This window comes from Mycobacterium sp. BK086, assembly GCA_004362315.1.
Lineage (GTDB): Bacteria > Actinomycetota > Actinomycetes > Mycobacteriales > Mycobacteriaceae > Mycobacterium.
Genome location: SNWL01000004.1, coordinates 849,968 through 873,337 on the forward strand (window position 1 = coordinate 849,968; position 23,370 = coordinate 873,337).

30 protein-coding genes are annotated in these 23,370 nt (G+C 66.6%); 12 read left to right on the forward strand and 18 right to left on the reverse strand.

The annotated features are described in order from the left end of the window. Positions 1–13 precede the first annotated feature (13 nt). The 3 genes from EV580_RS33750 to EV580_RS14830 are packed head-to-tail and all read right to left on the reverse strand — an operon-like array spanning position 14 to position 659. Positions 14–169 carry a hypothetical protein gene (locus tag EV580_RS33750; RefSeq protein WP_166654710.1) on the reverse strand — a complete coding sequence of 52 codons (156 nt, stop codon included), beginning with the start codon at positions 167–169 and terminating at the stop codon, positions 14–16. 2 nt (positions 170–171) lie between these two features. Continuing rightward, entirely contained in the window at positions 172–345 is a 174-nt protein-coding gene (locus EV580_RS14825; RefSeq protein ID WP_133691914.1) for a CsbD family protein, read from the reverse strand. A gap of 41 nt (positions 346–386) precedes the next feature. After that, a complete protein-coding gene (locus EV580_RS14830) occupies positions 387–659 on the reverse strand; it encodes a S26 family signal peptidase (RefSeq protein WP_183504874.1) in 273 nt (90 codons plus the stop codon). Between the two features lie 86 nt (positions 660–745). Here EV580_RS14830 and sodN point away from each other — a divergent pair, with 86 nt between their 5' ends. Next, entirely contained in the window at positions 746–1,168 is a 423-nt protein-coding gene (sodN, locus tag EV580_RS14835; protein WP_133691915.1) for a superoxide dismutase, Ni, read from the forward strand. A 63-nt stretch (positions 1,169–1,231) separates the two neighbouring features. Here sodN and EV580_RS14840 read toward each other — a convergent pair whose 3' ends face one another. The 5 genes from EV580_RS14840 to EV580_RS14860 all read right to left on the reverse strand — a co-directional run bounded on the left by EV580_RS14840 (position 1,232) and on the right by EV580_RS14860 (position 4,691). After that, positions 1,232–1,948 (reverse strand): NUDIX hydrolase, encoded by a 717-nt coding sequence (locus tag EV580_RS14840; protein ID WP_133691916.1) that lies wholly within the window; start codon positions 1,946–1,948, stop codon positions 1,232–1,234. 89 nt (positions 1,949–2,037) lie between these two features. Continuing rightward, entirely contained in the window at positions 2,038–2,325 is a 288-nt protein-coding gene (locus EV580_RS14845) for a hypothetical protein (protein WP_133691917.1), read from the reverse strand. A gap of 97 nt (positions 2,326–2,422) precedes the next feature. Beyond that, positions 2,423–3,241, reverse strand: coding sequence for an SDR family NAD(P)-dependent oxidoreductase (locus tag EV580_RS14850; protein WP_133691918.1), 819 nt, complete (start codon positions 3,239–3,241; stop codon positions 2,423–2,425). Next, positions 3,241–3,642 (reverse strand): nuclear transport factor 2 family protein, encoded by a 402-nt coding sequence (locus EV580_RS14855; protein ID WP_133691919.1) that lies wholly within the window; start codon positions 3,640–3,642, stop codon positions 3,241–3,243. The genes EV580_RS14850 and EV580_RS14855 overlap by 1 nt, the downstream gene beginning before the upstream one ends. After that, complete coding sequence (locus tag EV580_RS14860; RefSeq protein WP_133691920.1) at positions 3,639–4,691, reverse strand: zinc-binding dehydrogenase; 1,053 nt, start codon at positions 4,689–4,691, stop codon at positions 3,639–3,641. Before EV580_RS14860 ends, EV580_RS14855 begins: the two co-directional genes overlap by 4 nt. An 89-nt stretch (positions 4,692–4,780) precedes the next feature. Here EV580_RS14860 and EV580_RS14865 point away from each other — a divergent pair, with 89 nt between their 5' ends. Beyond that, positions 4,781–5,647, forward strand: coding sequence for a helix-turn-helix domain-containing protein (locus EV580_RS14865; protein WP_133691921.1), 867 nt, complete (start codon positions 4,781–4,783; stop codon positions 5,645–5,647). Here the strand turns inward: EV580_RS14865 and EV580_RS14870 are convergent. From EV580_RS14870 to EV580_RS14900, 7 genes are all read right to left on the reverse strand, one after another. After that, positions 5,623–5,979, reverse strand: coding sequence for a VOC family protein (locus tag EV580_RS14870; protein ID WP_133691922.1), 357 nt, complete (start codon positions 5,977–5,979; stop codon positions 5,623–5,625). The genes EV580_RS14865 and EV580_RS14870 overlap by 25 nt on opposite strands. A gap of 36 nt (positions 5,980–6,015) precedes the next feature. Beyond that, positions 6,016–6,903 carry a hypothetical protein gene (locus EV580_RS14875; protein WP_133691923.1) on the reverse strand — a complete coding sequence of 296 codons (888 nt, stop codon included), beginning with the start codon at positions 6,901–6,903 and terminating at the stop codon, positions 6,016–6,018. Between the two features lie 6 nt (positions 6,904–6,909). Then, positions 6,910–7,329, reverse strand: a complete 420-nt coding sequence (locus tag EV580_RS14880; protein WP_133691924.1) for a cupin domain-containing protein — start codon at positions 7,327–7,329, stop codon at positions 6,910–6,912. A gap of 18 nt (positions 7,330–7,347) precedes the next feature. Continuing rightward, positions 7,348–8,073 carry an SDR family NAD(P)-dependent oxidoreductase gene (locus tag EV580_RS14885; protein WP_133691925.1) on the reverse strand — a complete coding sequence of 242 codons (726 nt, stop codon included), beginning with the start codon at positions 8,071–8,073 and terminating at the stop codon, positions 7,348–7,350. Further along, the gene (locus EV580_RS14890) at positions 8,073–8,609 is read right to left on the reverse strand and encodes a sigma-70 family RNA polymerase sigma factor (RefSeq protein ID WP_133691926.1); all 537 of its coding nucleotides are present in this window, start codon (positions 8,607–8,609) and stop codon (positions 8,073–8,075) included. The genes EV580_RS14885 and EV580_RS14890 overlap by 1 nt, the downstream gene beginning before the upstream one ends. Positions 8,610–8,752: 143 nt before the next feature. After that, positions 8,753–9,508, reverse strand: coding sequence for an SDR family oxidoreductase (locus EV580_RS14895; RefSeq protein ID WP_133691927.1), 756 nt, complete (start codon positions 9,506–9,508; stop codon positions 8,753–8,755). Positions 9,509–9,591: 83 nt separating this feature from the next. After that, positions 9,592–10,389 carry a cutinase family protein gene (locus tag EV580_RS14900; protein WP_286171564.1) on the reverse strand — a complete coding sequence of 266 codons (798 nt, stop codon included), beginning with the start codon at positions 10,387–10,389 and terminating at the stop codon, positions 9,592–9,594. Between the two features lie 108 nt (positions 10,390–10,497). On the opposite strand from EV580_RS14900, the gene EV580_RS14905 reads away from it, so the two are divergent. Next, positions 10,498–11,730 (forward strand): MFS transporter, encoded by a 1,233-nt coding sequence (locus tag EV580_RS14905; protein WP_133691929.1) that lies wholly within the window; start codon positions 10,498–10,500, stop codon positions 11,728–11,730. On the opposite strand, the gene EV580_RS14910 is transcribed toward EV580_RS14905, so the two are convergent. Next, positions 11,676–13,130 carry an FAD-dependent monooxygenase gene (locus EV580_RS14910; RefSeq protein ID WP_133691930.1) on the reverse strand — a complete coding sequence of 485 codons (1,455 nt, stop codon included), beginning with the start codon at positions 13,128–13,130 and terminating at the stop codon, positions 11,676–11,678. The genes EV580_RS14905 and EV580_RS14910 overlap by 55 nt on opposite strands. A 169-nt stretch (positions 13,131–13,299) precedes the next feature. Here EV580_RS14910 and EV580_RS14915 point away from each other — a divergent pair, with 169 nt between their 5' ends. The 3 genes from EV580_RS14915 to EV580_RS14925 are packed head-to-tail and all read left to right on the forward strand — an operon-like array spanning position 13,300 to position 15,619. After that, positions 13,300–13,992 (forward strand): SDR family NAD(P)-dependent oxidoreductase, encoded by a 693-nt coding sequence (locus EV580_RS14915; protein WP_133691931.1) that lies wholly within the window; start codon positions 13,300–13,302, stop codon positions 13,990–13,992. Then, positions 13,992–14,747: an SDR family NAD(P)-dependent oxidoreductase gene (locus tag EV580_RS14920; protein WP_133691932.1), complete on the forward strand. Its 756-nt coding sequence runs from the start codon at positions 13,992–13,994 to the stop codon at positions 14,745–14,747. The genes EV580_RS14915 and EV580_RS14920 overlap by 1 nt, the downstream gene beginning before the upstream one ends. Further along, a complete protein-coding gene (locus EV580_RS14925) occupies positions 14,744–15,619 on the forward strand; it encodes a polysaccharide deacetylase family protein (RefSeq protein WP_133691933.1) in 876 nt (291 codons plus the stop codon). The genes EV580_RS14920 and EV580_RS14925 overlap by 4 nt, the downstream gene beginning before the upstream one ends. Here EV580_RS14925 and EV580_RS14930 read toward each other — a convergent pair. Both EV580_RS14930 and EV580_RS14935 read right to left on the reverse strand, forming a co-directional pair. Continuing rightward, positions 15,616–16,221 (reverse strand): TenA family protein, encoded by a 606-nt coding sequence (locus tag EV580_RS14930; protein WP_133691934.1) that lies wholly within the window; start codon positions 16,219–16,221, stop codon positions 15,616–15,618. The two genes, EV580_RS14925 and EV580_RS14930, sit on opposite strands and share 4 nt — an antisense overlap. Then, positions 16,218–16,787, reverse strand: coding sequence for a TetR family transcriptional regulator (locus tag EV580_RS14935; RefSeq protein ID WP_133691935.1), 570 nt, complete (start codon positions 16,785–16,787; stop codon positions 16,218–16,220). Before EV580_RS14935 ends, EV580_RS14930 begins: the two co-directional genes overlap by 4 nt. A gap of 225 nt (positions 16,788–17,012) precedes the next feature. On the opposite strand from EV580_RS14935, the gene EV580_RS14940 reads away from it, so the two are divergent. The 6 genes from EV580_RS14940 (at position 17,013) to EV580_RS14965 (ending at position 23,237) form a co-directional block, all read left to right on the forward strand. Beyond that, positions 17,013–17,882 carry an amidohydrolase family protein gene (locus EV580_RS14940; protein ID WP_133691936.1) on the forward strand — a complete coding sequence of 290 codons (870 nt, stop codon included), beginning with the start codon at positions 17,013–17,015 and terminating at the stop codon, positions 17,880–17,882. 6 nt (positions 17,883–17,888) lie between these two features. Further along, the gene (locus EV580_RS14945) at positions 17,889–20,093 is read left to right on the forward strand and encodes an acyl-CoA dehydrogenase family protein (RefSeq protein ID WP_133691937.1); all 2,205 of its coding nucleotides are present in this window, start codon (positions 17,889–17,891) and stop codon (positions 20,091–20,093) included. 20 nt (positions 20,094–20,113) lie between these two features. Continuing rightward, entirely contained in the window at positions 20,114–21,310 is a 1,197-nt protein-coding gene (locus EV580_RS14950) for an amidohydrolase family protein (RefSeq protein WP_133691938.1), read from the forward strand. A 9-nt stretch (positions 21,311–21,319) separates the two neighbouring features. Next, positions 21,320–21,604, forward strand: a complete 285-nt coding sequence (locus EV580_RS14955) for a hypothetical protein (protein ID WP_133691939.1) — start codon at positions 21,320–21,322, stop codon at positions 21,602–21,604. Between the two features lie 93 nt (positions 21,605–21,697). Continuing rightward, complete coding sequence (locus EV580_RS14960; RefSeq protein ID WP_133691940.1) at positions 21,698–22,414, forward strand: SDR family oxidoreductase; 717 nt, start codon at positions 21,698–21,700, stop codon at positions 22,412–22,414. A 112-nt stretch (positions 22,415–22,526) separates the two neighbouring features. Then, positions 22,527–23,237, forward strand: coding sequence for a cutinase family protein (locus EV580_RS14965; protein WP_133691941.1), 711 nt, complete (start codon positions 22,527–22,529; stop codon positions 23,235–23,237). Positions 23,238–23,370 lie beyond the last annotated feature (133 nt).

Here is a 23,370-nt window from a genome sequence, read left to right on the forward strand (position 1 = left end):
TCTGGCCGACGGACTACGTCTCGTCGGCGACCTGGTGTCTGCTTTCGTGCCGACCCGGTGCATCGGGATCGTCGTTCCGGTGATCCAGCTGTTCCTGCAGAACGCGCTGTTCCTCGGTCGCCTTCGTCGCGTCGACCGGTGTGGGTGGTGGTTCGTTGCGCAGTTCCATGCTTAATTCTTGAAGGCGTCTTTGACCTTCTCGCCGGCGTCCTTCAGGCTCGCCTTGGCCTGGTCGATCTTGCCCTCGTTCTCGGTGCTCTTGTCGCCGGCGGCCTTGCCGAGGCCTTCCTTGGCCTTACCCGCGACGTCGTCGACCTTGTTGCTGATCTTGTCTGAGATACCCATGGCGCACGGGTACCTCCAAAGCGCGCCAGCGAAACTCGCACTCAGCGATCGCGACCGCGCACCGTCCACACCACCCGATACGAACCGGCGGCAGGCACCCAGCCCAATTGGCGCGAGTCGACGACATCGGTGGCATGCGGGTTGTCCGAGCACGCTTGGAAAGTCGCCGCCCTGCCGCGCCCCTGCACCTCACCGACGCGCTTGATGAGCCACCGCGTCGACGTCGGATCGGGGAACACCCGCAACTGGCCCGGCCTGGGCGTGCCGCCCCGAACCGACAACACACCGTCACCTGGGGATAGCGTCGGGCGCATCGAGTCCTCGACCACCAGAAACCGGCGCAGCGGCCAGTGACGGTACCCATGGTTTTCGCCCATCTTGAAAGGGTAAGTTAGGGCCCATGCTGCAGAGACTCTTCGCCAACGCCACCCCTGCCCATGCCCACTGCGACCTGTATTGCGGCGTCTACGACCCCGCTCAGGCCAAGATCGAGGCCCTGTCCTGCCTCAAGACGCTGAAGAAGTACAACGACTCCGACGACGACCACTTCCGCACGCGCGCGATCATCATCAAGGAGCAGCGCGCCGAAGAGGTCAAGCATCACCTGATGGTGCTGTGGGCCGACTTCTTCGGTCCGGCTCACTTCAAGGAATTCCCCGAGCTGCACCAGCTGTTCTGGGACGGCATCCACGGTGCCGGTGAGGTCAAGAAGTCGACCGACGTCGCCGAGGCCGAGAAGCTGCTCGCGACCATCGACAAGATCTCAGAGATCTTCTGGAAGACCGAAAAGGCCAAGGACATGGGCGTTTACCCGCCCTCCTGACAACTCGTTTCCAAGTACCGCGCGGTCGCCCTGGCCGCGCGGTACTTGCGTTTCAGGGGCAAGTCACTTCCAGGCGAACAGCGGCTGCTCGAGCTCGTCGACCGGGTCGTGGCGGCCTTCCAGACACAGCCATCGCAGTTGCAGCAGGACCGCCCCGGTCGGCGCGTGAATGAGGTCGTTGCCCAGCGGCATCTGAACCACCGGACGGGGGCTTTCGGGGATGGTGATGAAACGCGGCGAATCCGGCCGCTGCAGCTGGTGCAGCCCCACGCGGTAGACCGCGACGACCTCGTCGGGCGCCGGCCGCGGATCCAGTCGCCCACCGCCCCAGATCACCACCGGCGTGATGATGTAGCCCGACCGGGTCGGATAGTCGTCGAGCAGCCCCAGCACCGACGATTCCGACAGCCGCACACCGACCTCTTCGTCGAGTTCCCGCAGCGCCGCCTCCACGACGGTTTCACCCGGATCCAGCCGGCCGCCGGGCAACGCCCACTGCGCTGCGTGAGCATTGAGCCGAGATGCCCTGCGGCACAGAAAGAATGCCGCGCCACCGGATACCCCGACCATCCGCCCGTCAAGACCGGGCTCCATCGGCCTGCCCGCGATCCAATCGTCGACGGGCGCCGGATCCACCCGGTCTTCGCCGGTATCGGAGTCGACGAGCACGATCGCGACGGCGGCATGCCGCTTGGTGGGGTCGGTCGCCGCGCGGCGGTCATGACCGGCCAGATGACCGCGAACCTGATCCCGCAGTGCCTCGTCGTAAGTGATCGTCACCGTTGCACCATAAGCAGCAGTCACACGACGACGCCGCGGGGTGCCACCATCCAGGCGATCAGATGGCACCCCGCGGCGTCAGGCGCAGATCAGTAGGTGGGAATGAAGACGTTGTTCACCCACACGCCCCAGTGATTCCAGCCCTCGTCCCACACCTGCTTGTTTCCGGCGGCCCAAGTGGGGTCGACTGGCTTCGGCGGCGCCCAGGCCGGCGGGCTACCCGCATCCGGACCAGCAGGCGGCAGTGCGGGCTGAACCGGCCCCGGCGGGGGCGTCCATCCCGGGTCGGCGCCTGCGGTGGCGGCGCTCAATCCCAGTGCGCTGGCAGCCAATCCACCGGCCACAGCGGCTCCGGCGACAATATGGGTCAACCTCATGGCGTGTGCTCCAATCGTGCGTTGATAGCGACGTGCCTGGTACCGCTATTAGCTATCCAGATCCGCGATCGGTAAACATCCCCGTGGTGGGACTGGCTCAGTCCGCACCCATTGCCGTGGAGATCATCTCCGCCATCATTCGCGCGGCGTCGTTGCGGTTCATCGAAGCCAACAGTTGCCCGACACCACGCATCTGCTCGCCGACAAGGACTGTCGGCCCGTTCGTCAGATTGGCGAACGCTTCCTCGACCACATCGCTCACGGGCACCGCGTCGGCCGGGGACTCGTCTTCGGACGCGAGCGTGCCCCGTTGGTGTTCGAGCTTGCGCAGCGCGGGCGTGTCGGTTTTGCCGAGGATCAGGCCGATCACGTCGACGCCCTTGTCGCGCAGTTCACTCCACAGGGCTTCGGCGAAGACCATGTCGAAGGCCTTCGATGCCCCGTACGCCACCATGTTCGGGCCGCCGATGAAGCCCGCCCCGGAACCGAATACCACGATGCCGCCCCGGCCCCGCTCCACCATTCCGGCGGCGAAATGATGGCAAAGCTGCATGGGTACAACGCAATTGCGTTGGACCATCGCTTCGGCCGCCTCGATCGAATTGGACAGGAAATGCCGGAAGTCCGGGTCGGCGCCCGCGCAGTACACCAGGAACCCCACGTCGAGATCCCCGGTGCCGTCCGCGACGGTTGCCGCGGCCCCTGGGGCGGCGAGATCGACTGCCAGCGTTCTGGTTTGGACACCGTGCCGGTCACGGATACCTGCGGCGACCTCGTCGAGCACCGCCTGTCGCCGGGCCAGCAGCACCACGTTGAGCCCGCGCGCGGCCAACTCCTCGGCGAAGGCCGCACCCACGCCGTCGGAGGCTCCCGCGACCAGCGCCCAAGGTCCGTACTTCTCCGAGAAGTCCGTCATCAGTACACCACCTGCACCGTGGTGAACGTACGTCGCGCGATGCGCCAGCCGGCATCGGTACGCACAATCTCGTCGTCGTAGAAGCCCTTGGCGTTCACACCAGAATTGTTGTCAGCAGCCATGATCCAGGCATCGACGTAGCAGCGGGTCGCCGCACGATCGCCCTGCACATCGATCACGATGTTGCTGATCCGATGCATGAGATATCCGGCCTCGCGGTGAGCGACGTCCATGAATTCGGTGACCGCCTCGACCCCGTCCCACACCCCGATCACGCCATAGTCGAGTTGGCAGTCGGGGGTGAAAACCGTCCGGAACAAGTCCCAGTCGCGGCGGTCGATCCCGGTGGCGTAACGGATCAGCAGATCCGAGATGTCCTGGCGGTCTTGCAGTTCGCTCATGCGGTTTCTCCGTTCGGGTGCACGATGATGCGCGGCGGACCTTCAGAGCGCCGGGCCAGGTCGATGGCGTCGGGTACCTCGTCGAGGGTCACGATCGTACCCACGCTGGGCAGGGGGTCGAGGCGCTTGGCGGCAATCGCATCCAGCGTCCCGTACCAGTCCTGTGGCATGGGCCCGCCACCGAATTGAATGGTCACGCCTTGCCGGGTAGCGGACGTGATGTCGAGGGTGTCGCCGGTGTACCAGCCACCGGCACAGTAGATCCGGGTGCCCATGTCCGAGGATTCCACGAGCTTTTGGATCAGCCCGGCGGCGCCGACGCATTCGAAGACGACGGCCGGTCCCCACAGGTTGCGTTCGGCGCGCAGCTCACGCCAGACGTCGAACGGGGACGTCTGCGCGGGGTCGACGACGACATGGGCACCGAAAGCATCGCGAGCCAGCTCGCGGCGGTCCTGCTGATAGTCGGACACGACGATCGGGTCGATCCCACGCGCAGCGAGCGCGGCTACCGCCGACAGGCCGATCGCACCCGCCCCGATGACGATCGGGATCTCACCGGGCTCCACCCGTGCCGCCCGCACATAGAACTCGCCGACCGCGAAGGCATCGACCAGAGCGGCGGCGTCACTGGACACGTCGCCATCCACAACCCGGGCGATCGCCTCGGCGACTACGACGAGCTCGGCGAAGCTGCCCTGCGCCTCAGGGTGCTGGCCGATGATGCGGGCGCCGTCGGCTCCGCCGTTCACCAGCCGGATCGGGATCGATGTCACTCGCGCGCCGATCGGGAACTGGTCGCTACATCCGGGCCCGCGGGCGATGACCTCGCCGACGAACTCGTGGCCGAGCACGATGTCCCGCTCGGCGTCATACAGCGACCGCCCGGTGGGGTCGTCCACGCTGAGTTGGGGGTGGTCCATGAAGTGCACGTCTGATGCGCAGATCGCGGTGCTCAACGTGCGCAGCAGCAGTTCGCCGGGCCCGGGCTGCGGATCGTCGGTCTCCCGGACCTCGAGCTTGCCGCCTCGCAACACCGCTGCGCGCACCGCGCACCTCACTTCATTTTCTCGTATATTCGAGATAGGATCTCGACCATTCAAAATGACAGTAGGAACAGCGACCGCCGGAGTCAAGGATGAAAGGCACGACGTCCGCGCCCACCGAACGTGTCCTCGATGTCGTCGAGCTGCTCGCGAGGCCGGGTAACGAGCAGCTGCGCTTCTCGGACATCGTCCGCGAGCTCGACCTGACCCAGGCCACCGCGCATTCGATTCTCAAGACGCTCAGCGACCGCGGGTGGGTCACCCGCGATCCCGCGGGTAAGGCGTTTCGCCTCGGTCCCGCCCTGGCCGTCGTGGCCGCGCGCACCGATGCGGTGCGGCCGCTGGCGCACGCCGCACACGCCGCCGTCGTCGAGCTGTCCGCTGAATTGGGTTATGCAGCTTCGGTTGTCGAACGCGTGGGTGACAGTCTGGTGATCACCGCGTTCGAAGGGGGCGACACCGGTTCTCATCCCCCGCCCGGTGAGCGGATCGCTTACGCCCCGCCGTTCGGGGTCGCCTTCGCGGCCTGGGACACCCCCGCGGAACAAACCGCATGGATCGCCCGCTCCGGCTCAGCGAATCCCGAGCTGGCCGAACGGCTGGAACGGGTCTTGATCCGCACCCGCGAACGCGGATTCGACGTCGACTGGACCACCCAGGCGCTCGGTCAGATGACCCAGCTGGTCGGCGCCCTTCGCGACGATGTGCCCGCCCATGTCGGGGCCATGCTCGACCAACTTCTGGTCGAGTGCGCCACCATCGGCCTGCTACCCGAAAACGACTCGGCGCCAAGGCCGCAACCCATCGCCTCGATCTGCGCACCCGTGTTCGGCGACGGCGGGCGGGTGGCGCTGATCCTGGCGGTGCACCCGTTCGTGCCGCTGCCCATGCGCCGCGTCACCGCGTTGGGAACGCGCCTCGTCGAGGTGGCGAATTACTTGGGTGCCAGCGGGCTGTAGAAGACCAGTCCGTTGCCCTTGGGGTCGTAGACCACCGCGCGCCGCTCGTGCGCGTCGTCGTACGGGCCCTTGACGATGCCCCCGCCGGCGGCCTCGACGGCCTTGGCCGCGGCGTCGACGTCGGCGGTCTTGATCCCCACCACGACCTGCCCGGGGATCGGGTGGTCGATCTCCGTGGCCAGCGCGAGGGTGATCGGACCGCCGTCGAGCGCGGCGAAATGGGTGCCGTCGCTGAATTTCACGCCCATGCCCAGGGTGTCGCGGTAGAACGTGATCGACTCATCCAGATTGTCGGTCGACAGGATGATCATCTTGACTTCGTGGTCGGCCACTGCTGCCTCCTGTGTTTCACGCACCCGGCCGTCAGACTACGACAAGGCGGCTTGGGTCACGCGGCCCACCTCAGCGCCGGCTGCGGTGTTCGGATGCAACCAGTCGGCGAGGTTGCGGACGTAATCCTTGAAGATCACCAACCGGGTCGGGTCCTCGCGGATCTGGGTGCCGGGTGACTCGCTGACGAATGACGGCGCGCCGGAGTCCAAATCCCAGTTGTAGTCGGCGAAATGGTGGAAGGTCGACTCGGCCACCGCCCGCCCGATCGGTATGCCGTCTGGCGTCTCACCGTCGAGCGCGACCGCGAGGTTGAAGTGGCGGCCACTGGCGCTGCTTCGGCCCCGGGCCACCACCGTGGCGCACGGTCCGTCGGCCACCACGGCCCCCTCGTGGGGGTGGGCCGGGAACCATTCGATCCGCCCGCTCACCGTCCGGGTGGTGCGCAACAGTGGGTGCACCGGCTCGTCAACCGACACCGGCTGGTAGTCGCCATTGGCCCCGGAGTGATAGTTGGGCCAGGAGATCGTCGGGGTGTCCTGGTCGTCGCAGAGGTGGCTCTGGTCGACGGTGATGTCCTGAAACTCGTTGATCTGCCCCAGCGATCCCAACCGGGCCAGGCAGCAGCCCAGGTTCTGGTGGTCGCGAGCGGTGAGCACGCCACACCCGTTGCGCCGAAAACGTGTGACGGCATCGGCTTCGGCGTCGGTCAGGCCGTCACCGGTGTCGACGGCCATCAGCCACAGTAGGTCGAAGCCCCAATCATCGACGTGGCTGAGCACCGGATCGTCGCCGCGGCGGGCACGGTTGCGGGCGATCACATCGTGGCCGGCTGCCCGCAGTTCGGCGGCCAGCAGCGAGAAGCGGGCGATATCCCAATCATCGGGGTTCGCGGTGATCGTCGTCTGAAGCAGGATGCGTGACATCGGATTTCACTCCCTTCCGGAAGCCGACACGCGCAGATGAGCGCGGGCGGCCAGTTCGTCGTCGTTGACCAGTTCGAGCATCGGTCGTCCCGGAACGCACACCATCGTGACGAGAAACCGGCTCTTGACGTCGTCTCGGTTGTTGGCGTCCGAGTAATGGATGACATCACCACCGGGCTCCCAGAACGCTTCGCCCGCGCGGATGACACGAGGTGGCTGCCCTTCGAGTTCAAAGAGCATCTCGCCTTCCAGCATGTAGCCGAACGCGGGACCGCTGGGGTGGCGGTGGGGTGGGGCGCCGGCGCTGCCGGGCGGGTATTCGATGACGACTGTCATCACGTCGGCACCCTCGGGGATGAACGGCGGATGCACTTCCTGCACGACGGTCAGGGCGTTCTCCCACTGCGGGTCATGGGTTTTCGACATTGTGGTTCTCCTTCGGATTCAGACGGCGGTTCCGCCGCCGTCGGCGTGCAGGGTCGAGCCGGTGATGAAGCTCGAACGTGGTGAGGCGAGGAAGAGCACCGCCTGGGCGATCTCCTCAGGCGTTGCCGTGCGGCCCAGTGGCAGTGCGCGACCGAGTTCGTCGTTGGTGTCGCCCCATTGCGCCTCAACGCCTTCGGTTTTGGTGGGTCCGGGCGCGACACTGTTGACGCGGACCCCATGAGAGCCGAATTCGGCTGCCCACGAGCGGGTCAGTGATTCGACAGCGGCCTTGGAGGCGCCGTACGTCGACGCCCCGCCAACACCCTTGGACGCGACCATCGACGTGACGTTGACAATGCTGCCCCGGCGCCGACGCAGCATGCCCGGCACCAGGCCGGCGGTCAGGAAATACGTGCCCCGCACGTTGGTGTCGAACGTCGTCTCGAAGGTCGCGACGTCCTGGTCGACGGTGAGCGCCCCGGGAAAGCTCGCGGCGTTGTTGACCAGGATGTCGACGTCGCCCGCCTGATCGATCAGCGAGCTCACCGATGCCAGGTCCGCAAGGTCCGCCGGGATGAACCGGCTGCCGGGAATCCGTTCGATCGCGGCCCCACCTCGCCGGCGGTCTCGGCCGGTGACGGTCACGGCTGCGCCGGCACCAGCGAGCAGGCGCGCGCACGCCAGTCCGATACCGGCGGTGCCGCCGGTGACCAAGGCCGTCTGGCCAGTCAGTTCGGTGTCCATCACGCGATCCGGGCGACAGGTGCGTGGGCGGAATCGGCCAGGGCGACCCGCAGCCGCTGCCTGCCCCGGGAGACCCGCGACATGACGGTCCCGCGCGGGATGTTCAGGATCGTGGCGGTCTCGGCGAAGGTGTGTCCCTGAACCTCGGCGTAGAACAGCGCGGTGCGGAAGTCCGCGGGCAGTGTGGCCATCGCCGAGCGGATCTCGTGGTCGGGCAGCCGGGTCAGCGCCTCAGCCTCGGCGGAGTGGGTCACGCTGCGGGCGAGGTCGCGCTCGGCGACGTCGTCGACAGGCACCTCCGCGGGCCGACGCTGCTTGGCGCGGTACGTGCTCACCCAGCGGTTGTAGAGAATCCGGAACATCCAGGCCTTGAAGTCGGTGCCCTCGCGGAAGGTGTGATATCCGACGAATGCGTTCAGCAGCGTGTCCTGCACCAGGTCCTCGGCGTCGGCGTTGGTCTTGGTCAGTCCGCGGGCCCGGCGAAGCAGGGCGTCGTAGAGGGGTTGCGCGTCGCGGGCGAATTGTTCGGCGGTCATGCATTCAGCCTTGCCGTCACGCCGCCCCACCGGACCCTGGAAAACCCGTAGTCCGTAGTCCTCGGACCCGTAGCCCCCTAGCGATTTCGGCGCGAAAACCGCCGCTGAGCGAACGTTTTCGCGCCGAAATCCCTGTTCCGGGGCTAGGACTTGGCGGCCGCCTCGAGCAGCCAATCCTCGAACCGGGTGTCGAACAGGGTGGCGCCCGCGCCGGGGACCAGGGTGCGCTCGCCGATGTCGATGCCCCAGTACTGGGCCGCGGGATCGGCGACGACGGTACGGGCATCGCCGCGCGCGGTCAGGGCCGTCCGGATGAGGTCGGGAAGCAACACCATGTCCGGACCGCCGATTTCGACGATGCCGTTCACCGGCGCATTGACGGCGGCGATGGCGACGCCCTCGGCCACGTCCGCGGCGGCCATCGGCTGGAAGTACGCCGGCGGAAACGTCACGGTGTCACCGACGGTCGCCGAATCAGCCAAGGTGTTCATGAACTCGAAGAACTGGGTGGCATGCACGATCGAAAACGGAATCGGGCCCTCGCTGATCAGCTGCTCCTGCAGGAGCTTGGCCTGGAAATAGCCGCTGTGGGGGGCCAGTTCGGCGGTGCCGACCACGGACAGCGCGACGTGGTGGCCGACCCCGGCATTCGCCTCGGCGGTGAGCAGGTTGGTGGTGGCGGTGCGGAAGAACTCGAGCGCCGAGTCGTCGAGCGCCGGCGAGTTGGAGACGTCGACGACGACGGATGCGCCGGCCATCACGTCGGCCAGCCCTTCGCCGGTGAGGGTGTTCACTCCGGTAGAGGGTGCGGCGGGAATGGCGTCGTGACCCCGACTGGACAACGCCTGCACCAGTTTCGACCCGATCAGGCCGGTGCCACCGATTACGACGATTTTCATGATGAGCCCCTTCTGGCGTCTGCGGGGGCCGGACAGCTCCCTGACGGCCAGAACGGACGGGTGCTCAGAAACTCATCCCGGAATTAGGCGGTGTGGGCGGTCAGCTCCGTCGACGGTGCGGTCTCGGCGGCAGTCACGAGGCTGTACAGCGGCGTGCCCCAGGCGTGCGGACCACCGAGGGCCGGGGCGTACGCGGTGTGGATGGCGATGGCCGAATCGGTGACCTTGGCGTCGGGGTCGTAGTCGCAGACCGGATCGCCGACGTCGCAGACGCTGATGGTGCGCGTCCCGATCACCGGCGGGAGCGCTGAGGTGTTGGTCTTCGCGAGGAACGAGTGCTCCTGGGCGACGCCCTCGCCGCGGCCCTGGCTGACGGCGGTCGACCCCAGCTTGATCGTGGTGTCGATCGGCAGCCGGTCGCCGTCGGCGATCAGCAGTGCCGCCGCGAAGTTGGGATCGTCGGCGAGCTTGTACAGATTGCGGTGGACGACCATCGCACCCTGCGAGTAACCGGCCAGGACGACCTTGCTGCCGGGGCAGCGCTCGGTGTACGCCGTGTACTGATCGGCGGTCGCGTCCGTGCCGTCACCAACACTGCCGAGGAAGCCCAGCCAGCCGCCCACCCCGCCGTCCAACGGCACGGGTGCCGCGGGGTACTGCACGGCTTCGGCGTCGATCGTGTGGCCGTCGGCGGCCAGCTGTGCCTTCAGCTGCTGGTAGGACTGATACACCACCGAGCCCATACCGCCGTTCGCGGTCAGGCCCGCCGCATCGCGTTGACCAGATCCGGCGGCGCCGATCCAGTGAAAGTCTGCGCACTCAGACGCGGCCGATGCGGTGCCGGTGGCCAGCCCGGCCAGCCCGATTCCCGCTGCGAGCACGACCGATCCCAGACGCCCAATCACAATGATTTCCCTTCACGCTTGTCACGACGTTGATCGTCCGGAGAGCCTCGATGTGTTACCGCCGGATGGCTAAGCTGCCCCGCGATGAGCTACTTCGGCGAGGTCAGGGCCAACTGGCGGCAGCTTGCCGCGGCGACCGCGGGACTGAGCGCCGGGCTGAGCCTGAGTGCCTACACCAATGCCGCGATGGCACCGCATTTCCTGGCGGCGTTCGGCTGGTCGCGCTCGGACTTCGCCCTCGGCGGCGCGATCGCGTTGCTCACGTTCGTGTTCCTGCCGGTGTACGGCCGCCTCACCGATCTCGCAGGCGTGCGCCGCGTCGCGACCATCGGCGTCATCGGCGTTCCGGCCTGCTGGATCGCATTCGCGATGATGTCGGGACCGATCTGGCAGTACTTCGCGATCAGCGTGGCACTCGTGGCCCTCGGGGTGACGACGACACCGGCGATCTACAGCCGGGTTGTCGCAACGTGGTTCGACAAGGCGCGCGGTCTGGCCTTGGCCGTCGCGATCTCCGGCCCGCCACTGCTGGGAGCCATCGGGGTGCCCGCGCTGTCGGCGATCAATGCCGCCTACGGGTGGCGCGCGGGCTGCGTGACGATCGCTGTCACCACCGCCGTCCTCGGCGTCGTCGCGCTCATCCTGATCCCCCGCGAACGGCCAGGCACCCTGCGCCCGGCCGGAAAAGCCAAGAACCGCACCGACTATCGCCGCATCGCCCGCAACCCGGTGTTCTGGATGCTGCTGGCGGGTGTGCTGTTGTGCAACGTCTACCACTCGGTGACGACGTCACAGCTCGGTGTGATGCTCGGGGATTCCGTCGGAGCCGGGGATTCCGTGGCCGCACTCGTTTCGATCTTCGCGGTGGCGGTCATCGCCGGGCGCTTCGCGTGTGGCCTTGCGCTGGACCGCTTTCCAGCTCACATCGTCGCCGCGATCGCCATGGGACTGCCTGGGATCGGTTGCCTGCTCATCGCCTCGCCGTGGGACAGCTATGCGGTGGTGATCGCCGGGGTCTGCTGCCTGGGAGCGGCATGGGGCGCCGAAGGCGATGTGATCGCCTACCTGGTGTCACGACGATTCGACCTTTCCATCTACAGCTCGGTGCTGGGCATCCTGTCGGCTGCCATCGGCGTCTCGTCGGCCCTCGGCGCCGTCATCCTCAGCCGGATGTTGCGAGAATCCCAGAGTTTCAACGGTTTCCTGGTACTCGCGGGCGGTTCGGCATTGGTTGGCGGCGCCATGTTCCTCCTGCTCAGCCGCTATGGCCCAAACCAGGTGGTGAGCGCGGCGGTGAGTTCGGCAGAAGAGCCCTGACCAACCCAGACGACATGCCCGTCGGGGCGGATCAACACCGCGGTTGGGGCGCTCACCGCACCGATCACCGGAAGCTCCCACATGCCGTCGTACCTGGCCCGCACCACGTTGACCCGATCCCACCAGCCGCCGATGTCGGCTCCGCCCGGCTGCCCCAGATCGAGCAGCACCGGGCGGGCATCGTGCAGGAGCGTGAAGACGCGGACCGGTCCGGTGGCGGTGCGCAATTCGAGATCGGGCATCCGCCTGCCGAGCATCGGATGTCCGTCGCCCACGTCGTAGCGGATGTCCAGGCCGGACATGCGCGCGGCATATCGTTTGCGCGGCTCATCCAGGCTCAGGAGCTCGGAGATGTTGTCGTGCAATGCTTTGGTGCGGACGTCGGTGCGTAGTAGGGCGATCTGCGCCATCGTGGTCTGCAGAACACGGGCGGCTACCGGGTGTCGTTCGGCGTGGTAGGTGTCCAGCACAGTATCGGGAGCCGTGCCATTGACCACCTGGGCCAGCTTCCATCCCAGATTCACCGCATCCTGGACACCGGTGTTGAGACCCTGCCCGCCGGCCGGATGGTGGATGTGGGCTGCGTCGCCGGCCAGCAGGATCCGCCGGTCGCGGTAGGCCGCAGCCTGCCGGGTCACATCGGTGAACCTGGCAATCGAAGTGGGACTGTGGATTCCGAAGTCGGTGCCATACACCTCGACGAGGGCCGCGCTCAGATCCGCCAGCGTGGGGTCGCTGGACGACCCGAGCTCCCGTTCGGTGACCATCACCCGGACCGGTTCGCCCTCATTCTGCCGGTCCAGCCCGTGAATGCCGATCGCGTCCCGGTGGATGCCGAAGGGCGGCTCGTCGCGCACTTCGACCTGGGCGATCAGGTAGCTCGTGGTGGGGTCCCAGCCGGGAAAGTCGATGCCCGCGGCCTTGCGCACTCGGCTGCGCCCACCGTCACAGCCGACCAGATACCGGGCCCTTACGGATCCCCCGTCGGAAATCTCGGCGTCGACGCCGTCGTCGTCCTGAGTGAAGCCGACCACCTCGAGGCCGCGATGGATCGGCACCTGGAGCTCGCCCACCCAGTCCGCCAGAAGGCGTTCGATATCGTTCTGCCACAACGCAAGACCGTAGGGATGCGGGCTGGGAAAGTCGCTGATGTCCAGCCGGATCTGAGCGAACCCGGCGACCTGCAACGCTTGCCCGGCCGCCAGGAAGCGGTCGGCGATCCCCCGCTGGTCGAGGACCTCGATGGTCCTGCTGTGCAGACCGCCTGCCCGCTGCCCCACCACGTCCTGGGTGGACCGGCGCTCGACGATGGCGACGTCCACTCCGGCCAACGCCAGCTCGCCCGCCAGCATCAAACCGGTCGGCCCACCCCCGGCAATGACCACGGCATGTTCTCGCATCCAGATGCCCCCTGTGCAGTGAGTTTTGGTTCAGGGCAGCGATTTTGCGGTACGACGGGGGGCTTGCCGCAAGCCCCCCTGTCCGCTATATGTTGAAAGTGGCGGGGAGTTCGTTTTCCCGCCGGCTCCCGACATGCGACGGCGCTCCCCGTGGTTCATCATCTGGTGCATGACTCGAGTTGTGCTGGTGACGGGGGCGGCCTCCGGAATCGGCGCCGCCGTCAGTACCGAGCTCGCCGGCCACGGCTGGCAGGTGGCCGGGCTGGATCTGCGGCCGGTCCCACACCTGGCGGCCTCGGCAGCGGTTGACATCTCTGATAGCAGCGCGGTCCATGACGCCGTCGGCTCCATCCGCGATCAACTCGGGCCGATCGACGCGCTGGTGAACGCCGCCGGTCACTACGAGATGACCCCGGTCTCGCAGATCAGCACCGAGGCCTGGAGACGAATGCTGCGCGTGCACCTGGGCGGGCTGCGCAACACCGTGCATGCGGTGCTGCCCGACATGATCGAGCGCCGGCGTGGTGCGATCGTGGCGATCGCCTCGGAATTGGCGATCGGTGGTGGCGACGGCGACGCGCACTACGCCGCCGCGAAAGGCGCCATCATCGGCTTCGTTCGCAGCCTGGCCGTCGAGGTCGCGGCCCAGGGGGTACGGGTCAATTCGGTGGCACCCGGCCCCACCGACACGCCCCTGCTCTCCGCGGACTCGCCATGGCGCGATCCCGACTACCTGGCCACGCTGCCCGCAGGCCGACTGTGCAGTCCGGAAGAGGTCGCCCACACGGTGCACTTTTTGATCGATGGGCCCGGCTATTGCACGGGAGAAGTTCTGTCCCCCAACAGCGGAGCGGTGATCTGATGAGTACCCGCCAGATCGCGCTGGTCACCGGAGCCACCCAGGGAATCGGCAGGGCGATCGCCGAGCGGCTGGCCGCCGACGGGTATCTCGTCGGCGTCAACGGCCCGACCGAGAACACGCAGATGGCTGAGGCGGTTGACGCGGTCGACGGCTTCGGTGTGCCGGCGGATATCTCGGATCCCGAGGCCATCGCCACCGCGGTTACCGGTGTGGAAGCGCACTGGGGCCCGATCTCCGTCCTGGTGTGCAATGCCGCCTACATGTCGATGGCAACGCTCACCGACCATGACGAGGCCGACTGGTGGAAAGTGGTCGATACCAACCTCAGTGGGACGTTTCACACCGTCCAGTCGGCCCTACCCGGGATGCGACGGATCGGCGGGGGCCGGATCGTGATCATCGCCTCGGAATGGGGTGTCACCGGATGGTCGCGCGCAACCGCCTATGCGGCGTCCAAGGCGGGCCTGATCGCGCTGACCAAGACCCTCGGCCGTGAACTGGCCCGAGACAACATCATCGTCAACGCGGTGGCCCCCGGTGTGATCGACACCCCTCAGCTCGAGGTGGACGCCGCGGACGCGGGCATCAGCCTCACCGAGATGCACCGGCGCTACGCCGAGGGCATCCCAGTAGGACGGATCGGCAGGCCTGACGAAATCGCCGACACGGTGGCATTTTTGGCGTCGATGCGAGTCGGAGCCCTCATCGGCCAGACCATTCAGATCAACGGAGGGACAACGCGGTGCCGAGTATGAACACGCGGCCGGCCGATCCGGTCGCCTGGCCGTCAGGCAAGCGGGCTGCCGCCAGCTTCACCTTTGACGTCGACGCCGAGTCGGCGGTCCTGAATGTCGATGCGGCACATGCTGATCGGATGTCGGTGATGTCTCATCAGGCATACGGTCCACTCGTGGGCGTGCCGCGGTTGTTGGCGATGCTGGCCCGCCACGACGTCCGGTCGACGTTCTTCGTCCCCGGCTATACCGCGGTTCGCTATCCCGATGTCGTCCGAGCCATCGTCGACGGCGGACATGAGGTGGCCCACCACGGCTATCTGCACGAGGTTCTCACCGGCAAGTCGCCCGAGCAGGAGGCGGCGATCCTGGATCGGGGCAGCGAGGTGCTGGCCGCGCTCACCGGCGAGGCGCCCGTCGGCTTCCGCGCACCGATGTGGGAACTCAACTGGCACTCCCCCGCGCTGCTGGCCGATCGCGGATTCCTCTACGACACCAGCCTGATGGACGCCGATCACCCCTACGAACTCGGGGTAGCCGACGGCGGCCAGATCGTCGAGATCCCCGTGCAGTGGGCGCTGGACGACTGGGAGCAATACTGTTATCTCCCAGAGATTTCCGGCAGCGGTCTGATCGAAAGCCCACGCAAGGCCGCCGAGATCTGGCGACTGGAGTTCGAGGGATTGCGTTCGGTCGGCGGCTGTTTCGTGCTGACGAACCATCCGTTCCTCTCGGGCCGGCCGTCTCGGACGGCCGCCCTGGAAGAACTCGTCGAACACGTGGCGTCCTGCTCGGACGTCTGGGTAGCGCCGCTGCGTGAAATCGCCCTGCATATCCGGGGTTTGGGGCTCGATCCCCGCTCGATCGTCCGGCCGGATACCGCCGACTTCTAGGCGGCGTCGAAGAAGGCGAGTTCGAGGTGCATGGCGCGGCGATAGGCTCTGCGCACGGCCGGGCTGGCGGCCGCCTGATCGTCGAGCAGTCCTTCCAACACCCGGGCGATCTTCTCGAATTCGGGATCGGCGTAGGTCTGCACCCATTGCGCGTAGGGCCCCGCCCGATCGGGGTCGATCGATTGACCGAGCCACGCATACAACCGCATACACGGTGTCATGGCCGCGTAGATCACACCGACGTCTTGGGTGCCCGCGGTCGCAAGGAGGAACTCGGTGTACGCCGAGGTGGCGTCGAGTGGTTCCACACCCGCCATGTCGATACCCCACGACTCGGCATAGGAGGCGTGCAGCGCCAGCTCTTCCCGAACACCGGTGATCAGGTCGGCGAGCGCGAGCAGCGTCGCGGTATCCGGGCTCCGCGCCAACGCCAATGCGTATGCGCGAGCGAAGGATTCCAGGAAGAAGGCGTCCTGGGCGATGTAGGTCGCGAACCGCGCTCTGGGCAGGGTGCCGTCAGCGATGCCGCGCACGAACGGGTGCGCCAGTATCTCGGAGGCCACATCGGCATTGTCCGACCACAGGTGGGCGGACAGGCTCACCGCTGCGCCTCGGCGAGCAGCATTCGGGCTACCCACTCAACATGATTCAGCGATTCGTCCAATGTCAGCCGTCCCGCCCGAAGACCCGCGAGCGCGGCACTGAGCGCGGCGTTGAGTCCGAACGTCACCTGTGGAATCACCTCGGGCGCAACACCTGCCAGCAGGCGATTGAACAGCTCGACGTTGGTGCGTTCCATCTGGTCGATCGACGACCGCACCTCGGGATCGGTCGACGCCATCATCTGCAGCATCAGCACGGTCATCTCGGGGTTGCGATTGAACGCACGCTGCGCCCGCCTCAGGTAGTCCAAGACCCCCGGCAACGGGTCAGCATCTGCCACGCCGCCGCCGGCCAGGATCCGTCGCGTCAGCCGCTTCTGCCAATCGGCCAATGCGGCGGCCAGCAGGTTCTCCTTCGAACTGAAGTACCGGTAGAGCGTGGCCAGCGCCACCTCCGAGCGCTGCGCCACATCACGCATCTGCACGGCGTCGGCGCCGACCTCGCCGATCAGGCCGATCACTTCTTCGATGATCTTGGCGCGACGGGCCAATTGGCCGCTGGTCATGTCCGACAGCGAGAAGACGCGCCCGGCCGACGAGGCCAGATCGGGGACTGGCGTGTTGACGGTGCCACCTCCCTAGCAAGAACAATCTTCTGCGATGTTACGACATCTTGCACCACTACCGGGTAGTTACACCAGCTAGAAGGCCCTTCGAATCTTGACATCAAGTAGAACCGTGTTTCAGTATGGAGTCCGCGACGGTGTCCGTCGTAGCGATGGGAGGACACGATGGCCGGACCGGTTGGCCTGCCGGTGATCGACACGATGATCGGATTTCCCCACGAGGGCACCGCTCAGTACGACTTCATCCGCAAGCAGACGAAGGACCGCGAGTCCAAAGAGGACTTCGACTTCCCGGTCGAGTACATGTTCAAGGACGTCCCCAAGGGCCTGCCCACCGACGACCCGGTCTCACTGCTGCTGCAGCAGATGGATCGGTTCGGTATCGAGAAGTCGATGATCGGCGTCAGCGAGGGCTCCTCTGCGGAGCTGGCGCTCAAGATGTTCCCCGACCGCTTCATCCCGTCGGGCAACGTCTCGGACCCCAATGACGTGATGGGCACGGTCAACGCCATTCGCCGCGAGTACGAGACCTACGGCATCCGTGCGGTGTCATGCTTCCCGTCGGGCACCTTCCCGCAGGTTCCGATCGACGATCCGAAGATGTACCCGGTATACGCGACCTGTGTCGACCTCGGCCTCCCGATCTTCTGCTGCGCCGGTGTCCCCGGACCGCGGATTCCGATGGCGCCGCAGGAGGTTTCGCGGATCGACATCGTGATGTTCGACTTCCCCGACCTGGTGTTCGTCACCCGGCACGGCTGCGAGCCGTGGCAGGACCTCGCGGTCAAGCTGATGCTCAAATGGCCCAACCTGTACTACTCGACGTCGGCCTTCGCGCCCAAGTACTACCCCAAAGAAATCATCGACTACGCCAACACCCGTGGCGCCGACAAGATCATCTACGCCGGCTATTTCCCGATGGGCCTGTCATTGGAACGCATCTTCAGCGACATGCCCAAGGTGCCGTTCAGGGATGAGGTGTGGCCGAAGTTCCTGTACGGCAATGCCGCCCGGATTCTAGGACTGGAGAACTAACACCCCATGGCGTTAGCTATCACGATCGAGCAGGAGCAGCTCGCTGAGGCTGTGACCCAGTTCGCGGCTCGGCACGCCCCGATCGACAAAACCCGGGCTGCTCTGGACTCGATCGCCGCCGGCGAATTGCCCACCTGGTGGGAGGAATTCACCGCCAACGGCTTCCACGCGGTGCACCTTCCCGAAGCGGCCGGCGGTCAGGGCGGCACCCTGGCCGATATGGCCTGTGTCATCGAAGCCGCCGCGGCGGCATTGCTGCCCGGTCCGCTGTTGAGCACCGCGGCCGCCAGCGCCGTTGCCGCCCTGGCCGATGATTCCGCTGCGGCGTTGGTCGCCGACCTCGCGGGTGGAGCCACTGCGGCCGTCGTATTGCCCGAGGACTCCACGGTGCGGGCAGTGCGCGACGACGAGGGTTGGCGGCTGAGTGGATCGATCGGCAGCACGTTGGGTTTGGTTGCAGCACAACGGATCCTGCTGGCAGCACACGAGGGCGACACTGTTCTGTGGTTCGCCCTGGACGCCGGCTCGAATATCGCGGTGGAGCAGCAGCGCGGCACCGATCTGAGCACCGACGTCGGCATCCTCGGCCTCGACGATTACCCCGCTGCCACCCCGGTGACCGGGATCGACACCGAGCGGGCGCGCTGCGTGGTCGCAGGGCTGACCGCCTGTGCCTCGGCCGGCACGGTCCGCAAGGGTGTCGAGACCGCGGTGAACTACATCCGTACCCGTGAGCAGTTCGGCAAGCCGGTCGGATCTTTCCAGGCGTTGCAGCACAAGGCCGCGATCCTTCTGGTCAACGCCGAGCTGGCATCGGCGACAGCCTGGGATGCGGTGCGCGCCATCGACGAAAGCATCGAGCAGCATCGGCTTGCCGCCTCGTCGGCCGCCCTGATGGCCGTGTGCGCCGGACCCGATCTGATGCTCGACGCGCTGCTGATGTTCGGCGCGATCGGCTATACCTGGGAACACGACACCCACCTGTACTGGCGGCGCGCCACCAGCCTGGCCGCGTCCCTGGGCACCACCACCCGGTGGGCACGAGAAGCCGGCGAGCTGGCCAGGACGCTGAAGCGTTCCACCGCCGTCAATCTCGGTGACATCGAATCGGAGTTCCGGGCGGGTATCGCGAAGACGCTCGACGAAGCGGCCGCACTCCAGGACGAGACACCCACCGACGACGTCCGCGCGCCCGGTCTTGCCTTCGGGTCGCGGCGCAACCTGTTGGCCGACGCGGGTCTGGTCGCTCCGCACCTACCCGCGCCGTGGGGTCTGGACGCCACCCCGGTGCAGCAGGTGATCATCACCGAGGAGTTCGACAAACGCGGGATGATCCGGCCGTCACTCAGCATCGCCGAATGGATCCTGCCGACGATCCTCAACAGCGGAACCGACGAACAGCGTGAGCGTTTCGCCGAACCGATCATGCGCGGCACGCAGCGCTGGTGCCAGTTGTTCAGCGAGCCGGGCGCGGGTTCGGATCTGGCCTCGTTGGTCACCCGCGCCCAGAAGGTGGACGGCGGCTGGCTGGTCAACGGTCACAAGATCTGGACGTCGTCGGCCCACGTCGCCCAGTTCGGCGCCATGCTGGCACGTACTGACCCCGACGCACCGAAACACCGTGGGATCAGCTACTTTCTGGTCGACATGTCCTCGCCGGGCATCGAGATCAGCCCGATCAAGCAGGCCAGTGGCCACTTCGATTTCAACGAGGTCTTCCTCACCGACGTGTTTGTCCCGGACGAGATGCTGGTCGGTGAGCCCGGACACGGCTGGGATCTGGCTGTGGCGACCATGGCCGTCGAGCGGACGGCGATCGGCAACTACGTCAACATCGATCGGTCCGAGGCGCTTCGCCGCATGGCTGATGTCGACGGACCCGATCACGACTCCACCCTGCAGGCGCTCGGCGAGATCGAAGCGCACACCACGGCCATCAAGGCGATGGTGCTGCGCGAGACCCTTCGCCTGGTGCAGGGACAAGGCCCCGGCCCGACGTCGAGCATCGCCAAGTACGCGATGGTGCTGCTGTTGCGCCGTGCCTCGACCGCGACACTGGGACTCACCGGACGCCTTGCCATGCTGGAGGATTCGGACCCCGCGGTGATCGCACCGTATTTCGACATGCCGTCCGAGCTCATCGGCGGTGGGACGGCAGAGATCCAGTTGACGATCATCGCGTCGATGATTCTGGGCCTGCCGCGGAAGTAGCCGGAAAGGACACAGCACCGATGACAAGCACCGAACTCCCGTTCACGTTCTTCGACTGTGACAACCACTATTACGAGGCCGAGGACGCCTTCACCCGCTACATGGAACCGCAGTTCAAGAAGCGTGCCATCCAGTGGGCGCAGCTCGACGGCCGCCAGCGCTTGATGGTCGGCGGCCGGGTCAACCGGTTCATTCCGAATCCGACGTTCGACCCGGTGGGCAAGCCCGGCGCGCTCGACGAGTACTTCCGCGGCCGGAATCCCCATGGTGCCGACTTGAATTCGCTGTTCGGCGAGCTGGAGCCGATCCGGGCCGAGTACCGCAACAGAGATGCCCGGCTGGCGACCATGGATGCCCAGGGCATGCAGGGCTGCATCATGCTGCCGACGCTCGGGGTCGGGATGGAGCAGGCACTGCTGCCCGACTTCGACGCGACGATCGCGACGTTCAAAGCGTTCAACCGCTGGCTGGACGACGACTGGGGATTCGCCTATCAGGAGCGGATTTTCACCGCTCCGTACATCACGATGTGCCGGCCAGACAACGCCGTGCGCGAGCTGGAGTGGGCGCTGGAGCACGACGCCCGCTTCATCGTGATGATCCCGGGCCCGATCACCACCGAGGTCGGCATGCGCCCGCCCGGCGACCCGATGTTCGACGAATTCTGGCAGCTGGCCAACGATTCCGGCATCACCGTGTGCTATCACTCAGGCGAGACTTACTACTCGAAGTTCATGCCGGCCTGGGGCGAGTCGGACTACATGATGTCGTTCAACGCGCTGCTGGGCTTCCGGAGCTTGTTCAGCGGTGACGCGATCCAGGACACCTTCGCCAACCACCTGCACAACGGGCTGTTCCTGCGATTCCCGAATCTGCGGATGGCGTGCATCGAGAGCGGTTCGACGTGGGTGTTCCACCTGTTCGAGAAGCTGACCAAGTCGTGGGGTCAGATCCCGTTCATCTACCAGGAAGATCCGCGCGAGACCTTCCGGCGGCACGTCTGGGTCTCGCCGTTCTACGAGGACGAACTGGCCAGTCTGCTGAAACTGATGGGTGACGATCACATCCTCATGGGTTCGGACTACCCGCACGTCGAGGGCCTTGCCGAGCCGGCCTCCTACATCAAGGACCTGGAGAACTTCGACTACACACCCGAGCAGTGCCGCAAGGTCATGCGTGACAACGGTATTGAGTTGTCGGTCCGCCGGCCGGTGTAGCTCCGCTTCGTGAAAGTCGCCAAGACCAGCCTGGTCGCCATGCTGTTGGAGGCCGGTGAGGAGAACGCCGCCGTCCTGCTCGCTCGCTCGACCCTGGCCGACGAACTCGACACCGACACCGATCTCGACGTCCTGCTGACGTTCGGACTGGAACGCGAGCAGGTCGACGAGGTGGCGCGGATGACGATCGGCGCGATCGAACCCGAGGACGTCAACACCCGACGTCGCCGCGACGAGATGGACAAAGCCATTTCGCGGCGCTGGGCCGACCTGGTCGACCGCTGGCTCACCTAGGTCGACTAGACCGGCGTGCCGAGGGTGGGTGTTGACGGTGAATTTTCGAAGATTCTCGACGCCGGCCCCCACGCTCGGCGCAGGCTGACAGCCATGGAGCTCCGCGGACAAACGGTCGTACTCATCGGTGGCAGCGCCGGCATCGGACTGGAGACGGCACGCAAGGCGCGCGCCGAGGGCGCCGACGTCATCCTCACCGGACGCAACCCGGAACGCCTGCAGGCCGCAGCTGCCGACGTCGGCGCCACACGCACCGCGGCCTTCGACGCGACCGACTCCGACTCGCTGGCACAGTTTTTCGGCGGCTTACCCGGCCGGATCGACCACGTGCTGGTCACCGCCGGCGGGCCCAGCTACCGGCCGATGCTCGAGATGACTGCCGATGACATCCGCGATGCGCTCAGCTCCCACGTCGTCCTCGGCCTCGACGTGGCGCGCAACGCGCAACCCAAGATGAGAGCGGGCGGTTCACTGGTGCTGATGGGTGGCACCGGCGGACGACGTATCGACCATCGACTGGGTATCGTCCCGGCCGCCACGGCAGCCTTGCCACCGTTCACCGCCGCCCTGGCGCTCGAACTCGCCCCGATCCGCGTCAACCTGATCGCGGCAGGATTCGTCGACACCCCCTTGTCGGCCGCGCTGCTCGGCGACCAACTCGAGAACCGTCGCGACGAGCTGCGCAGCACGCTGCCGATCGGGCGGGTCGTCGGCCCGCAAGACGTCGCGGCTCTTGCCGTGCATCTCATGGTCAATGGCGCGCTCACCGGCGCCACCTATGACATCGACGGCGGACAGCAGTTCGTCTGAGCACTACCGGCTAGCCGGTACACCGATTGGCGGGCAGCGTCGATGTGCCGGCCCACCGCGCCGCGGGACTCTGTGTGACAACACCACAAGACGTCTCTCGGGAGGACCGATCATGAAGCTCACCAGTCTGGCCGCCGCAGGTATCTCCGTCGCCGCGATCATGGGCCCGCAGGCGACAGCTGTTGCCGCCGCGGCCAATTCATGCCCGGATGTCGAGGTCGTGTTCGCCCGCGGGACCTTCGAAGCACCCGGGATCGGCGCCACCGGCCAGGCCTTCGTCGACGCCCTGACCGCTCGGCTGCAGGGCACGGACACCATCGGCGTCTATCCGGTCAACTACCCTGCGTCACTGGACTTCTCGCAGGCCGCCGCGGGTGTCGCCGATGCGAGCACCGAGATCGAATCCCTGACGGCGAGTTGCCCCGCGACCAAGATCGTGCTGGGCGGCTATTCGCAGGGCGCTGCGGTGGCGGGCTACACCACCACCGAGACGGTGCCTGCCGGTTTCGTCTTGCCGACCGGTATCAGCGGCCCGATGCCACCGGCCGTCGCCACGCACGTCGCGGCGGTGGTGTTGTTCGGTACACCATCGGACTGGGTCGTCGGTCTGGCCGACCACAGTGCGCCACCGATCACCATCGGGCAGCTGTACGAGCCTAAGACCCTCGAGTTGTGCGCCCCCGGTGATCCGGTGTGTTCCCCCGGCGGCCTGGACCGCGCCGCGCACAGTGCCTATAAGACCAACGGCATGGCAGACCAGGCGGCGGACTTCGTCGTCAACGCCATCGCCACTGCGCCGCCGGCGCCGAGCCACACCGTCTGATCGGGCGTATCGTCGACCACGTCGAAAAGGACCAGGAGCGGCACCCGGTAAGCCCGCTCACTTCCGGCAGGAAGCTCCGTACCGCCCAGCGGACCCCCGACAAGCAACTGGCGCTGACGCGTCGGCGGCTTGG